The 14,233-nt window shown below is 49.5% G+C and carries 14 protein-coding genes; 9 read left to right on the top strand and 5 right to left on the bottom strand.

What is annotated here, in order from left to right; genetic code table 11:
- Window positions 1-470: 470 nt before the first annotated feature.
- Window positions 471-2,267, bottom strand: coding sequence for a copper amine oxidase N-terminal domain-containing protein (locus tag F556_RS0116055; protein ID WP_157272781.1), 1,797 nt, complete (start codon window positions 2,265-2,267; stop codon window positions 471-473).
- A gap of 124 nt (window positions 2,268-2,391) precedes the next feature.
- Window positions 2,392-2,973, bottom strand: a complete 582-nt coding sequence (locus F556_RS0116045; protein ID WP_020617997.1) for a hypothetical protein — start codon at window positions 2,971-2,973, stop codon at window positions 2,392-2,394.
- 228 nt (window positions 2,974-3,201) lie between these two features.
- Between F556_RS0116045 and F556_RS0116040 the strand changes: the two genes are divergently transcribed.
- The 4 genes from F556_RS0116040 to F556_RS0116025 are packed head-to-tail and all read left to right on the top strand — an operon-like array spanning window position 3,202 to window position 7,805.
- A complete protein-coding gene (locus F556_RS0116040) occupies window positions 3,202-5,283 on the top strand; it encodes an MMPL family transporter (RefSeq protein WP_051108726.1) in 2,082 nt (693 codons plus the stop codon).
- 27 nt (window positions 5,284-5,310) lie between these two features.
- A complete protein-coding gene (locus F556_RS0116035) occupies window positions 5,311-5,982 on the top strand; it encodes a response regulator transcription factor (protein ID WP_020617995.1) in 672 nt (223 codons plus the stop codon).
- Window positions 5,979-7,367: a sensor histidine kinase gene (locus F556_RS0116030; RefSeq protein ID WP_020617994.1), complete on the top strand. Its 1,389-nt coding sequence runs from the start codon at window positions 5,979-5,981 to the stop codon at window positions 7,365-7,367. The genes F556_RS0116035 and F556_RS0116030 overlap by 4 nt, the downstream gene beginning before the upstream one ends.
- 21 nt (window positions 7,368-7,388) lie before the next feature.
- Window positions 7,389-7,805 (top strand): hypothetical protein, encoded by a 417-nt coding sequence (locus F556_RS0116025; RefSeq protein WP_020617993.1) that lies wholly within the window; start codon window positions 7,389-7,391, stop codon window positions 7,803-7,805.
- A 76-nt stretch (window positions 7,806-7,881) separates the two neighbouring features.
- Here the strand turns inward: F556_RS0116025 and F556_RS34225 are convergent, their stop codons facing one another.
- Entirely contained in the window at window positions 7,882-8,664 is a 783-nt protein-coding gene (locus F556_RS34225) for a hypothetical protein (protein ID WP_157272780.1), read from the bottom strand.
- A complete protein-coding gene (locus F556_RS37785; protein WP_211222600.1) occupies window positions 8,597-9,064 on the bottom strand; it encodes a hypothetical protein in 468 nt (155 codons plus the stop codon). The genes F556_RS34225 and F556_RS37785 overlap by 68 nt, the downstream gene beginning before the upstream one ends.
- Window positions 9,065-9,173: 109 nt before the next feature.
- On the opposite strand from F556_RS37785, the gene F556_RS0116015 reads away from it, so the two are divergent.
- Complete coding sequence (locus F556_RS0116015) at window positions 9,174-9,965, top strand: type I 3-dehydroquinate dehydratase (RefSeq protein WP_020617991.1); 792 nt, start codon at window positions 9,174-9,176, stop codon at window positions 9,963-9,965.
- Here the strand turns inward: F556_RS0116015 and F556_RS0116010 are convergent.
- Complete coding sequence (locus F556_RS0116010) at window positions 9,919-10,821, bottom strand: LysR family transcriptional regulator (protein WP_020617990.1); 903 nt, start codon at window positions 10,819-10,821, stop codon at window positions 9,919-9,921. The genes F556_RS0116015 and F556_RS0116010 overlap by 47 nt on opposite strands.
- A 208-nt stretch (window positions 10,822-11,029) precedes the next feature.
- Between F556_RS0116010 and F556_RS34220 the strand changes: the two genes are divergently transcribed.
- Genes F556_RS34220 through F556_RS0115990 form a run of 4 tightly spaced genes read left to right on the top strand, consistent with a single transcriptional unit; the run spans window position 11,030 to window position 14,223 of the window.
- Window positions 11,030-11,320, top strand: a complete 291-nt coding sequence (locus tag F556_RS34220) for a putative quinol monooxygenase (protein WP_020617989.1) — start codon at window positions 11,030-11,032, stop codon at window positions 11,318-11,320.
- Window positions 11,304-12,230 carry a sugar phosphate isomerase/epimerase family protein gene (locus F556_RS0116000; protein ID WP_020617988.1) on the top strand — a complete coding sequence of 309 codons (927 nt, stop codon included), beginning with the start codon at window positions 11,304-11,306 and terminating at the stop codon, window positions 12,228-12,230. The genes F556_RS34220 and F556_RS0116000 overlap by 17 nt, the downstream gene beginning before the upstream one ends.
- Before the next feature lie 4 nt (window positions 12,231-12,234).
- Entirely contained in the window at window positions 12,235-13,263 is a 1,029-nt protein-coding gene (locus F556_RS34215; protein WP_020617987.1) for a zinc-dependent alcohol dehydrogenase, read from the top strand.
- A gap of 48 nt (window positions 13,264-13,311) precedes the next feature.
- A complete protein-coding gene (locus F556_RS0115990) occupies window positions 13,312-14,223 on the top strand; it encodes a Nif3-like dinuclear metal center hexameric protein (RefSeq protein WP_020617986.1) in 912 nt (303 codons plus the stop codon).
- The last annotated feature ends 10 nt before the right edge of the window (window positions 14,224-14,233 follow it).

Here is a 14,233-nt window from a genome sequence, read left to right as displayed (position 1 = left end):
ATGAGAGCACAAGAAGGCGATGCGGGGAGGGGCTTCCCAGCATCGCCTTTCTGAATTTCGGCTCTAATGCTTCCCACGAGAGCATCGATTATTAGTGAGTAACCGTGGGTATGGAGCAATAATAGACAATCGCCAACCAGTAAGGGAACTGAGCGACCTTATCTTGATTTTTCAGCGTGTTTTTGCATTCTATCGGAACTCAGCGCCGTTATTAAAGGAAAATGCCGATCATAACATAGGTTTTAGCCTCCATAAGATCTTTCAGTTCCGTTAGATTTTGAAAACTAGGGCTTTTCGCTTGGATAGCGTCTGTCAGTTCCGTTAGCGTGGTTTCATGTGGTTGATACTTCAACCTAGGCACAGTTAAACGACACTCTCGCCACAAACGGGCCAGGATGACTCACCCGACATAGACAAAAAAGCCGTCCCGCACATCACTGCAAACGGTGACCCCGAAACGGCTTGAAGGTTTACTTGCCTGAGAATATGCCTTTCTCATAAGCCAGCGTATAGACGATCCCATCGTCGCTTAGCGCGGTGGAATGCACATTGTCGCTCACCAAGCGCGTACTGCGGCCGTCCGCTCCGACCTTGAACAGTCCCGGGTCATAGCCTTGCTGGATATAGTACAATCCGGACTTGCCAACTTCGTAACTGCTTACGGGCAGCTCACTTCTTTGTTTGAGCAGATTCTGGGCCACAAACTGACCAACAAAATATTGGTACAGCACGCCAGTACTAGCATCAGGGTGCGAAGGTTTCATAAAGTAGAAGCTGCCATCAACAAACTGGACGTTTTTCATTTGCATATTCAGGACGATCCAACTCTCTCCACCGTCTTTGTCGACGGCTTTCAAGAATCCATCCACACCATCGACGTAATAGATGTGCTCGTCTATCAGCCAAAAATCCTCGGCATGCCCCGTCAGCTTCGTGTGGGTGCGGCTCTCAGGGTCAATGCGATAAACTGCCGCGACATCTTGCCGGTCTTCCCCCAGATACCCTAGAGCATAGACGATTCCATCCCGAATATAGAGGGCCTCATGATGGCGGTAAGATTCCGCCGTCGGGCTATATTCGCGTATCACACCGTACGCGTATTCGGGAACACCCACATCGCTTCGCTCACCAGTGGCCTTGTCCACACGAAACAGATTATTTTCCATTCCGTACATAAATCGAAAATCAGTTGCGTACAAAAAAGCGTCATCGAAGGCATAGTTAATAAAACTCTTCGCCCATGTGACCTCTTCCAGTCGGCCATCCTTTGCAAGGTATAGCGTGTCGCTGCCCATGGTATTGTCCCCGTAGTGAAGTATCACGTACAACTCGCCATCAATATATCTGATCTCCCCGAGCCACCCCCAGGTCGGATCCCAATTGGCTACGTCGCTAATTTTTCGTATGGATTCATTGCCCAAGTGGTAAGCATATAGCGATGTTCCCTGCTCGGTCTGAGTAAGAAAGAATAGCTCTTGCCCAACTAGCTTGGCAGTCCCCAGTTGGGGGTTTCCTGGTAGAGTTATCAATTCACCTGTCTGCTGGCCTACTCCACGCTTGTACAAATGCCAGCTTCCACTGTTCGCATCCTTAATACCAGTATAGTAAACGGTTGATCCGACCATCGTCAGTGGATTCAGCATTTGCCCCTCACTCGACCAATCCAGTCGAGGACGAGCATCCACAAGTTGCTTCTTGACCCGGCTAACAAGACCCGAAGTCTGCGGATGAACCAGATCTATCGGCTCTTCACTCATAACGATGAGCCCATCCAACCATTCGATACGCGTGTTCAGTGCCTCTGCAGCGCTGCGCAAGGGCAGCACGATCCGGTCACCGATCCGTTGCGGGGCGATATCGATCGTCCGCTTCTCCTGACCTACTACCATCGTCCTTTCACCAACCGTAAATTTGATGGAAAGGCCAAGATTGCCGTTACGCAGCACAACTTCATCTGGCCGTTCAGCTGACCAGTCAGCCTGCCACATGCCGTCAGAATCCGTAATATGACCCGCCAACGTCCCCATCAGCCGGATCGGCACCATAACCCGCCCTTGCCGCTGTACGATCTCATACTCTCCCCAGATATCCGTTTTGACGCCATTTACGAAGGCTTTTCCTTGGTAATCGTAAGGAACAATGACGGACTGATCGAACGCTTCGGGCAACGTCTTTTTACCAACATTCTCTTCCGCCGACACTGAGACCAGCCCCACCGTCAGTCCCACACATAAGGACAATGTTCCTGCAACACGCCTCCAACTCACCCGCACCGTATCCTCTCCCCCACTTATTTTCCATACTCTTCTACTTGTTGAGCCTCCCGCCAGGCAGCCAGCTCTTGGACATCCTCCGTTTTGAAAACGAGTCCCTCTTGATCGAACACCAGTATCATCTCATCCGCTTCAAAACCGAACTCCTTGCGGTAGTCGATGACATAGTTGGAACCATCTCGATCCAATTCAGTCCCTCTTTTTCGATCCCCGGGGTGTATTGGTTAAATTCCTCCATCGTGTTACGCAACGTCGTGTTCGGATCGTAGACCACATTAGTTAAATAGACGTTCGGTCTATGGGCCGTTAATCTTCTGTACTTCTCTGTTTGTTCCATCTCAACGACGGTGATTTGTTTTGCTCGTCCCTCGCCACCTGCACGCGGTTCCGGCTTTGGTGCATCCAGGATGACTTTGTCCCCGATCTTTAATTCCTCCACCCCAATTATTGTTTCGTCTGTCCTCATTATTCTTGTATCCGCATCATAGTGAGCATCATAAGCGTAGCCAATATCCGGATATTCAGTATATTTACGATTCACATAATCTGAAATATCTACCATCACCACTTGCCGGCTCTCATCCACCTCCAACACATAACCGGCCAACTCCGCATCCTTAAACCACCCGCAAGCGCTCAGAAGTGAGCTTGATAGCAGCGCCATCACAATGACCAGCATAGCTTTCTTTAACCCCTTCATCTCTATACCCCCGTTTCCATTCTCACCCAATTAGACGTTGGATGCTGTCGAATGGTTCCATCACAAGAACCCCCCATTAATTTCCCGTTCAATGAAACGCCACAAAAAGTTGTGATTCAATTTATATAGCTTCGCTATGATACATTAAAATTGATACAGAGAGGCAGGATTCATGTGTTAAACAAATGGCTTCAAGCGATTACCGATTGGGTGTCTACAAAAAAAGGAATGAAAATCACCTTGGCGAGCTGGTTTATCCTGATGATCGCTATCAGCGCAGGTCCGCAATTGAATGACTACAAGGTCACGAATTTTCAATCTCTTCCGGACAAGGTCCCCTCGATGCAAGCCGAGCATCTGCTGGAGGAGTACTTCCCTAATGATCGCGGGACGCCTGGTATCCTCGTATTTCATCAGGAGCAGAGGGGTACCCTGAATATCGAGGACGCAGAGCAGATAGTCGCGGGCATTCAGGCAGCGGCTATTCCCGGTATTGAATCGATCGTGGACCTGAGCCAGCTCCCCCCAGCTGCCATCCAGAGCTTCACCTCAGCGAGAGGTTCCACCTTGATGCTGCCGATGATGCTGGAGCCCGGACTTGGCAGTGCCGACTTTGCCGAAATTAATAATGAGGTGCTGGGCATTGGCCAGTCTATTGCCGCGAACATGCAGGACGTCAGCTTCTATGTAACCGGCCCGGCTGGCATTGCAGGCGATACAGTGAAGCTGTTTGAGCAGGCAGACTTTGTCTTGCTCCTTGCGACCATTGCTATTATTCTGGTTCTGCTCATCGTCATTTACCGTTCACCATTACTGGCGTTCATCCCCCTTCTTGCGACAGTAATTGTGTACCAAATCGTCAATCAATCGGTTGCCCTGATGGGTGCCGCAGGATTGGTTATTAACAATTCAACCACTTCAATCATGAGTATTTTGCTCTTTGCGGCCGTCATTGACTATTCGTTGTTTGTCTTCTCCAGATACCGGGAGGAATTGAACCGCTATGAGAGCAAACATGAGGCGATGAAAGTGGCCATGCGAGCCACCGGTGAGCCGGTATTCTTCGCAGGCGGGACAGTCCTGGCAGCCATGCTTGTCTTGTTCCTGGCCCAGTTCCGCGATTATCAGAATTTCGCACCAGTGTTCGGTATGGCTATGGTGATTATCATGGTGGCTTCCATCACCCTCGTGCCAGCCCTATTCACACTGTTTGGCCGCAAAGCCTTCTGGCCCAAGGTGCCTGTCTATGGACAAGCCCATCCAGCAAAAAAACCAGGCGCTTGGGCTGGTATTGCCAAGTTTGTCGTGAACAAGCCCGTCATATCCGGAGGCATCGTAGGCGTGTTCTTGATCGTGAGTGCCCTGAATGTATTCAATCTTAATTTTGAATTCGACTCTGTCAAATCCTTTCCCGAAGATATGCCTTCACGCGTTGGCTATGAAATCGTCGAGACCGAATTTGACCAGGGAGCACTCGCTCCATCCACCTTGCTTGTCGTAGGCAAGGAATCGATTCCTGAGGACAGCGTCGCTCAGCTACAAGAAGCGATTGCCTCCTACCCTGAAGTCGCTTCCGTCCGACTTGGCGATCAGACAGATGATCAGCAGGCATTGAGCTTCAGCATCTCGCTGTCGATCAATCCTTATTCTACCGAAGCATTAGATGCTATAGGTTCCTTGCGGGATTCGATGCCTGAGTATATGGAGACGGCTTCAATCGACGGTGAAGCGCACCTGGCAGGCGTTACGGCCAAATTGGCAGATGAGAGAACCGTTAACAACAGGGACATTGTCGTCATCATGGTATTGGAGACGTTACTAATTCTTGTTCTACTCATGGGATTAACACGCTCCTGGAAAATGCCGATCTATATGATGGCTGTCAATCTGCTGTCGTTTGTTTCTGCGCTCGGGTTGGGACTGTTCCTGGTGGATATGTTTTTTGGCTTCGATGCCGTCAGCACGCGCGTTCCGGTCTATGCTTTTATTTTTCTGATCGCGCTTGGCATTGATTATAATATTATTCTTGTTTCTCGATTCCTTGAAGAACGCAAGGCCTACCGGGTAAAAGAGGCTCTGGAGCGAGCCATATCCCGCACAGGCGGCGTAATCTCTTCCGCTGGTGTGCTTCTGGCCGCAACATTTGCCGCTCTGACAACCATGCCGATTGCGGATTTGTTTGTCTTTGGTTTTATCGTAGCGATCGGCATTCTCATGGACACCTTTCTCGTACGTGGGATGCTCCTGCCAGCACTGATTCTCTTCTTCGAAAAGGATAACCAGCCAGAGCAAAAACCAGCATCGCAATGACTGATTCGAAAGATGGAGGCAGACAGCATGAATATCCTTGTCGTTGATGATGATCCGAATATTCAACAGCTCGTATCCATTCATCTGCAGCAGGAGGGCCACAAGGTCCTACTCGCTGATCATGCCGAGCAAGCCTTGGAGATCATCGATGGCGAACTTATCCATCTGGCCATCGTCGATGTGATGATGCCGGGGATGAACGGCTTTGAGTTAACGCGTATTTTGAGCAAAGACCTGTCCATTCCAGTCATCCTGCTGACTGCCAAGGGTCAGTTGGAGGATAAGGAGCGCGGCTTCCTATCCGGTACAGAGGATTATCTGGTGAAGCCCTTTGAGCCCAAAGAGTTATTATTCCGGGTAGCAGTTGTTCTGCGGAGGTATAAGCCTACACTGGATGAACAGCTAAGCATTGGCAACCTGACGGTTAATCGGCAGACCTATGAAGTAACGATTGAGCAGGAGACCCTGATTCTCCCGTTGAAGGAATTCGAACTGTTATCGCATCTTGTTGCCAGAGCGCATCAGCCGGTCACTCGCCATCTGTTGATGGAATATGTGTGGGGCGAGGACTACGAGGGCAATGAAATGACACTGAACACGCATATCAACCGCATCCGGGAACGTCTGAAACGACATCATGCGAATGTGGAGATTCTAACGCTGCGCGGCATTGGCTATAAGCTGGAGATGCTCCGATGAAAACCTTGTACCGGCAGTTCATTCTGGCCACGCTATGTATACTGGTCGTTAGCATTGTGGGCGGATTTTTTTTGGCCAATCAATATTATCTACGAGTAACCAAGGAACGCAGCGATGAGCAGAACGTTGCGATTGCGCAAGAAATTGTCTATGCGATGGAACAAATGCATCAAACCGAAGCCGGGTTCGACAGCTACCTGGAATCCGTCTCCAAACTCGGTTATCAAATCTATGTGCACAGTGAAAACGGGGATCAGCATGTCTTCGGAGAGGCATTTGAGGATATGACCCTCCCGGATGAAGCGATGCGTGTCATTACGGAACGCAGGATTTACCATGGCATTCAAGATTATTCCAGCGGCAATTTTCTGTTCGGTCATTTTGCAAACGATTTGCGCAACACGGTCGGGCTCCCGTTCACCTATCACGATGAGCGGTATGGCCTGTTTATGCGGCCCAATATCAAATGGATTTCGTCCGATATTCATACGGTGTTTGCCGGGTTTATCCTGGCTATCGCGGTCGTCAACATCGCTGGTATGCTCTGGCTGGCCAGACAGTTAACCAGGCCCATCGCCCAATTGACCGAAGCAACCAAACAAATTGCCCGGGAGAACTACAGCTATCCATTAGATATTAAGCGCAAGGATGAAATTGGTCAGTTATCGGACAGCTTTAACTTGATGCAGCTTCAACTGCAGCACAATGAACTGGCCCGCAAAGCATTCATCAGTAATGTATCCCATGACTTTCAATCGCCGCTTATGAATATCCAGGGCTATGCAGGACTGCTACGATCGGCTTCGGTACCGGAAGAGCAGCGATTAGAGTATGCAGCCATTATTGATCAGGAATCAAGACGGCTGTCCACGTTGACGATGCAACTGCTGCTCTTGACCTCCCTGGAACAAACCATGTATCCGATGAATCTGATAGAGTTCCGTCTGGACGAGCAATTGAAAAGCGTCATCCGCCGTTACCGTTGGCGCTTGGAGGAAGCGGAGATTGACTTGTCGTACAAGCTGGCCCCGCTCACCATTCGAGGAGACGAGGAGCTGCTGATGAATGTGTGGGATAATCTGCTTACCAATGCCATCAAGTACAACAGGCCTGGCGGGAGCATTGAAATCGGGCTGACAGTACATGCCACCCACGTCTCTGTCATTTTTCGGGATACGGGGATCGGAATCGCTCCCACTTCTCTGCCTCAAGTGTTTGATCGGTTTTTCCGGGAGGACGAAGCTCGTAAAAACAATGGGACCGGGTTGGGATTAGCCATTGTACAGGAAATCGTCACCCTTCATAATGGAGATATCCAGGTGGACAGCTCACTTGGCGAAGGTAGTGTATTCACGGTTTCGTTTCCAAACAATATCATCTTATAACTTAATCATGGAGGTCTAATGATGGAACAAACATGGAGTATTCGACTTATTCGGTTCGCTGCCATATTCGGGGTGATCGGTACCTTCATCGGCTCGGACATGGCGGGTCGCACTGACTATGCCATGACCCCCATTCATGCGCATATGCTGGTCGTCGGCTGGCTATCCGTCTTTGCCTGGGGCATCTTCTACAAGGTCTACAAGATTCGCCGCAAAGCTCTCGTATCGCTCCAGAGCGTCATGGCCATGGCGGGATCATTTGGCCTCAGCTCGGGCATGTGGCTGTACTTCCTCAATCCGTTCAACTGGAACGATACATTCGTACTCATTTATTTTATCGTCGGCGGCTCCTTCCTCCTTCTGGCGTTCGCACTGTTTGTGGTCATTACCTTTATGATTGAAAAAGAAACCCCAGCTCACGCTCCGGCGCGAAAGTAATGGATTGGGTCATAGGTTAGCAAAAAAGCGGACATGCAAAGGTGCATGCCCGCTTTTTCATGAATAACTAAATCATTCATTGAAATAAGAAGTGGTATTTATTTATTTGTGTCCGGAGAATTTGCGCCACTCTGCCGAGTTCAGCTTCATTCTCATCAATAAAACTCGTAACAGATGATCGATTAAAAGAAAGTGGAGATTCTAATGCGCGAGCTTGTTTAGAAAAATCAGTACTAAATGGTTTGGCCTTCACTTTTCGCAAAGCTATACTAGTAGGCATTGTCATGGGATAATCTGTGGTGTCAGACAACAGACTTAACCCATGGTCAAAATAGGGGCAAAGTTTATACCCTGCTGGACCGTGGATAAAAGCAATATTATTAAGATGGCGATCTTCGTTTAATAAGAAAGCATCCAGTGACAGCATGACTGAAATATAATTTAGTGTATCTAACTTTAGGGTGCTTTTAAGAAAATCTACAATCGACAAAATGGCCGATTTGGCACTTTGTCGTTGGAGAAGTTGTTCAAAGTTCACCCCATAACTTTCCAATACCCTGTGCAGGGTAATTATGCTTTCTCCAGGAAGTAAAAAATCCTCCGAATAGCAACCCTCATAGGTTATATCATTATCTTCAATTAAAAGACAACGTTTATAAGGAACGACCAATCGTTTATCAATATTTGAACGAGTAATCAATTCATACGATACCCATTCGGCTAAGCCTTCATAACCAAATTTGTCCGCTTTGCCCCACAGATTGCCGATCTTCCATTTTAGTTGATCCCCTTTACTGCTCGTTACAAAGCTCTGGCGGAGGTTCTTGCTCACTTGCAAAACGGGGATGGACATCAACACACCTCAACTCCTCACCAGCAAATCTTATCCATACATAATCGTCATATAATACGCCATGTGTCTTCTTTACAATATCGGTAGGTACATATTCACGCAAGCCTAGAGCTTGTAATACTTTTTCTCTATGATGCCTTGTGCGCGGGAAACATCTGCTCTCGAAGTAATCCAGTACATCACTCACCTGCACTTTTTGTTTTGCCGGAAAAGGTAGAAAAACGGGAGAGATGCTTTCATCTTGCCACACCTGCACTGTCTGATTACGATAGTCAAGCTGCACTTTAGCAATGACACGATCATGCTCTAATACTTCAAACGCCAGAGGAGGAGATATGAGGGTATGACTCATTTCGTTTGCGCCCCTTATTGAAATTTTAACCATGAATTGTTTATAGTATATCATCTAAGTCCACAAGTATTAAACAAAACAATCAGGCTATTTACGAATTGCCAAAAGTGAGGTATTCTTGTCCACACTACGCAAGGCTAGGTCTGAAAGGGGATTAGGTAAGATGATGGAGAACGTGAAACGACCGCAAGTCCAAGTCCGGGATGTGGTGTTTGGCGGAGAGTCATACTTGTTGTGTGTGCCACTGGTCAGCAGGACACGCGAGCAATTGATAGCCGATGCACAGAGCATCATGGCTAGTAGACCCGACTTGATCGAGTGGCGGGTTGATTATTATGAGGGGTATCCGCAGCCCGCTCCGATTCTGGAGGCCTTAGCAGCATTGCGAGAGATAGCAGGCCCTACGCCCATCATCTTCACGTCACGACATGCCGAAGAGGACGGCTTACTGGACATCACAGCAGAGGACAAATTTCAACTGATTGATGAAGTGAGCGGAACCGGGATGATCGATCTCGTGGATATCGAATTGCAGTACGGCGCCACGCAAATCGCCAAGTGGCGGGACCTCCTGCATGCGAGGAATACCAAGCTCATTGTTTCCACCCACAATTTCAAGACAGGCTGGAAGCCGAAGCAGATTCGCGAGATGCTCCTCTCCGAGCAGCAGGCTGGCGCCGACATCGTCAAGCTCGTTACCCGTGTGAAGAACGTCCGGGAGCTGGCAGACCTCAGTGATGCCATTCATGAAGCGAGACAAACCTTTTTGCACGTACCGGTCATTGCAGGGGCAGTCGGCAGTGTCAGCCCGCTCATGCGTGTGATGGGCGACTGTCTTGGCTCCGACATGACCTTCGTATCGGCTGGCGGCAAGAAATCTCATGCCTCGCAGCTGCATATCGACGACCTTAGACGTCTTCGCGAGCGTCTGGACGCCCCGCCGTTTCCGCGGTAATGAACGAAACAAATTGCTTGGCTGCAGGTGACAACGATTTGTTGCGGGGATAAGCTAGATAGTGATAAAACGTGCTTGCCTCATTGGTCAGATTGATCTTCTTAATGTCGTACATCTGAAGGTGCTCAGAATCCGGTGAGAGCGCAATGCCGACGTTGTCAGCCACAAGGGAAGCGGTGAAATTCACACTCTCGGCTTCCAGGGCGATGGGCGGCAAGGTTCCCAGCTCTGCAAACAGTTTCTCGAAGATGGTTCGCATGCCAGTGATAGGAAACGGGTAAATAAACTTGTAGGATAACGCCTCCCGTATATCAATCTCATCATGGACAGCCAGCGGATGATCCAGAGGGACAATCAGAAGCACGCGGTTGCGGGACACTGGAATATAGACGAGATCATCCGCCTCATTCTTGCTGGAGCAGACAATGAGATCGCAAGCCTGATTGCGAAGCGCTTCAAAGGACTGCTGGGTATGACGTTCAAAAATCGAAATTTTGATATGCTCATTGCCCGGCAAGCCGAGGAATTGGGTCACATAACTGGAGAAGCGAGATTTGGGATGCGAGTGGACTGAAGAGATCGTAATCGTCTCCAGCTTCGCATTGCGATACAACTCCAGAGTAGCGGAATCAATCGCTTCGAACGCTTTACTAATCTGCTGGTGATAAGCCCGGCCATGCTCCGTCAAGGTCACATTACGTCCCCGCTTCTCAAACAGCGCAACACCAAGCTCCTTTTCCAGCCTTTTGATGCTCTGACTGAGACTGGGCTGCTCAATATGCAAAATTTGCGACGCTCTCCCAAAATGCTCGGTCTCACCTAGAACTTTAAAATAGAACAATAAGTTATAGTTCAAGATGTCCCCCTCCTATTCACCATTCCAACTTCTCCGGTTAATTAACTATACTATATTCTCATCTGCAATTCATAGCCTGAATCTATCAATTAGATGGACATTTCGAATGAGTCAAACGATATAGAATCCCCTATAATACAAGGCATAGCTGCTAACCCGTAATTCCTTGTATTCAAATGCGGTTAAATTCGTATCAATGGAGGTTCCAATGCTCAAAATCGTTGCCAAACGTTACCTGAAAACAGGTGTACTGGACGAATATCTCGCTGTAGTCCGGCCGCTGGTAGATGCTTCGAGGCAAGAGCCGGGCTGTATCGAATATGCGTTGTATATAAATCGTGATGAAAACGCTGCTGTCATGATGGAAACTTGGGAAAGCGAAGCCGCCCTCGAATCCCATCTGAAGATCGTTCGCGCCGCCGGTTACCCGGAGAAGCTCAATCAATTCGCAGATCCCGACCATCCATCCAAGGTAGAAAAGTATGACCATGTATACTGAGTCGCAGAACCCAACACTGCCATACAAGCTGGGGGCCATTCCATCCGATATCTGCGGTCCCAATGGAGACTTCGAGCACGCGCTATCCTTAATGAAGGCTGATGGCTTGCACTATGCAGATATTGAATTCGTATGGGGCAAAAAGCCGGGTTTTCATACCGATGAAGAAAACGAGCGCATCAAGGCGCTTCTGGAGCAATATGATATCCAACCTGCCGTCATTGGCGGCTTTGCGTTCCGGGATCAATCGGCCCAGAAAATCGAGCTCGGTGATGATGCGTATAAGGAGCACCTCGCCGAAATCAAAGCCCAAATTGAGCTCGCCAACTACTTGGGATGCAAGAAAGTAAGATGCTTGACCTTCTCCAAGCAAATGGCTATTTGGGGATATCAAGGCGCAGACATTCGCAACGCTTACCATAATCAAACCTGGCCGAAAATGCTGCGTATCTTCGAAGAACCTGTCAAACTGGCCGAAGCTCATGGAATCGAGCTGTTGATTGAGACCGGTGTCAACACGCTTCTAACGTCTGCCTACTTGACCCGCAAATTCATTGAGGATATGGGCAGCGCGCATTTGAGAATTCTATGGGACCCAGCCAACACTTTATTTAATCATGAGACTCCCTTTCCAGATGCGTATGAAGAACTGAAGGATCTGATTGGCCACATCCACATTAAGGATGGTACGGTAGATACCCGCAAAAGTATCATCACCTCCACTAACGTCGGTGAAGGAACACTGGCAGATATCCTGCCAGATCTTGCAGACGCTCTGCGCAAAGACGGTTACAAGGGCGTCGTCTCCCTTGAGAATTTCTACATCCCGCCGGGTGGTTCGCTAGAGGACGGATACCGCGCCTGCGTCAAAGGCTTCAAGCAAATCTTCGGATCAGGTAAGGAGCAATAAATTCATGTACACAGCAGTTATCGTTGATAAACACAAGGTAGCCATCCAAGAAGCTGCCCAGCCGCAACTTCAAGCTGACGAGGTGCTAATCAAAGTTCTTTATGCCGGTCTGTGCGGCTCGGATGTTCATCTGTTCCATGATGAGCATCCCTTTCGCAAACCGCCCATGATTCCTGGTCACGAGCTGGTCGGTGAAATCGCAGCGATCGGCCCAGACGTTAAGCATCACCGCGTTGGCGACAAGGTCGTCGTCAACCATGCCATCCCTTGCGGAACCTGTCGCTACTGCAAGGCAGGACAGATTAATATCTGTCCCACCAAGATTGTTGCTGGCAGCGCCAAGATGATGGGGTTCTTCGCCGAATATGTCAATGTCCCGGAGCGCACATTATATACCATTGATGACGGAATCTCCATGCAGAATGCCGCAATCGCAGAGCCGTTATCCATCGGATTCCACATCATGCGAAGACTCGCCCATCTGGATCGCGACAAACCAATAGCCATCGTAGGTACCGGAACCATCGGTCTTGTGGCTCTGATTGCTGCCAAGAGTCTGGGTTATCAGGAGGTGTACTGCCTGGATACCCTTGATTATAATCTTGAGATTGCAATGAAGCTAGGCGCTTCAGGCACATTTAACCCGCTACGCGATAATGCGGTGGAAGAAGTGCTTCGTATAACAGGAGGCTTTGGAGCTAGCGGAACCATTGTCACTGCCATGGCCAGAGGCATTCTGACCGACGCCTTTGCACTCAGCAGCCTCAAGGCTACCATCGTGATGCTGCCGATGACCGCACAAGTGATGGAGGCTAATTTCTACCGTCTTGTATCGGGCGAACAGGCGCTTATCGGTTGTCGAGGGATTGTCGAGCAAGACTTTGCCGATGCGGTACAACTCATCAACAGTAATTATGATTTCAGCCCCTTGATTACCCATGTCCTGCCTCTGGCGGAGTCCCAGCGTGCATTCGAGCTGATGGTGGATCGTACAGAACCTGTCATTAAAATTCTGATTGACCCGCACGGATAATTCCGAGTAACATGGTGGTTCTAGAAGTAATAATGGAGGCGATGGAGTTTGACCACATGCAAATCAGTCATCGAGATTCTGGATTCATTTATGCCATTTGAATGCGTAGCCAAGAAAGACAACTCCGGGCTGCTCGTAGGCGAAGAAGATCTCTCGGTCGATAAGGTCCTGCTTGCTGTAGACCTCACCGAGGCTGTTATTCAAGAAGCGATCGACCGGCAATGCCAGATGGTGGTCACCCATCATCACTTGATGAACAAAGGGATTCGTCGCGTGACAGCAGATACTTACGAAGGCCGGGCCGTTATGGCCTTGCTCCGGCACAATATCGCCTTTGTCGTCTGCCACAACAACCTGGACTTCCTGCCGGGGGGTACAGCGGACACCCTGATGAAAGCCGCTGGCGCCCCCGTATCTCGTCCATTATACGAAGGATATGGCTTCCTGGCGACAACAACGGAGGAGGCTAATGCGCGCTCCATCCCCGTTCCGGACAGACCTGGACTACCGCCAGGAACACTTGCCATGTTCGGTACGGTCGGTGAATTAACGAACCCTTGCAGCTTATCCGAGCTACTGCAACGTCTGCACGGCATCGTAACCGGACCGGTCAATGTCGTCGGAGCGGATAATCGGCGAATCCACAGTATCGCTGTACAGGTCGGTGCCGGGGGTCGAGCCGATATAGACCAAGCGGTTGCTCGTGGAGCAGACCTGCTGATTACCGGTGATGTCCGGCACGATGATCGGCTGTATGCTGCTGAGGTCGGGCTGGCACTCCTTGATTTTTGCCACTATGAAGTGGAATTGCCCGGAATTATTAGTCTCGCTGAGCATCTGAAGCAGGCTCTGAACGAGGCAGCTCTGCCTGTGCAGGTCTTGTTGTCGGAAGCCCCTGCCCCCGTCCGTCATCTGCGGATGCCGGACACCTTGGATTGGACAAGACTTAGGCTTCAATAAGTATACTCGA

The sequence above is a fragment of the Paenibacillus daejeonensis DSM 15491 genome, assembly GCF_000378385.1.
GTDB lineage: Bacteria > Bacillota > Bacilli > Paenibacillales > Paenibacillaceae > Paenibacillus_D > Paenibacillus_D daejeonensis.
Note: the sequence above shows the minus strand (reverse complement) of the source record. Positions and strands in the feature narration are given on the sequence as shown.

Bases quoted from the DNA above. Each gene is read 5' to 3' on its own strand.
- F556_RS0116045 (WP_020617997.1), bottom strand. From the start codon at position 2,973: ATGAAGGGGTTAAAGAAAGCTATGCTGGTCATTGTGATGGCGCTGCTA.
- F556_RS0116040 (WP_051108726.1), top strand. From the start codon at position 3,202: ATGAAAATCACCTTGGCGAGCTGGTTTATCCTGATGATCGCTATCAGC.
- F556_RS0116035 (WP_020617995.1), top strand. From the start codon at position 5,311: ATGAATATCCTTGTCGTTGATGATGATCCGAATATTCAACAGCTCGTA.
- F556_RS0116030 (WP_020617994.1), top strand. From the start codon at position 5,979: ATGAAAACCTTGTACCGGCAGTTCATTCTGGCCACGCTATGTATACTG.
- F556_RS0116025 (WP_020617993.1), top strand. From the start codon at position 7,389: ATGGAACAAACATGGAGTATTCGACTTATTCGGTTCGCTGCCATATTC.
- F556_RS37785 (WP_211222600.1), bottom strand. From the start codon at position 9,064: ATGATATACTATAAACAATTCATGGTTAAAATTTCAATAAGGGGCGCA.
- F556_RS0116015 (WP_020617991.1), top strand. From the start codon at position 9,174: ATGATGGAGAACGTGAAACGACCGCAAGTCCAAGTCCGGGATGTGGTG.
- F556_RS34220 (WP_020617989.1), top strand. From the start codon at position 11,030: ATGCTCAAAATCGTTGCCAAACGTTACCTGAAAACAGGTGTACTGGAC.
- F556_RS0116000 (WP_020617988.1), top strand. From the start codon at position 11,304: ATGACCATGTATACTGAGTCGCAGAACCCAACACTGCCATACAAGCTG.
- F556_RS34215 (WP_020617987.1), top strand. From the start codon at position 12,235: ATGTACACAGCAGTTATCGTTGATAAACACAAGGTAGCCATCCAAGAA.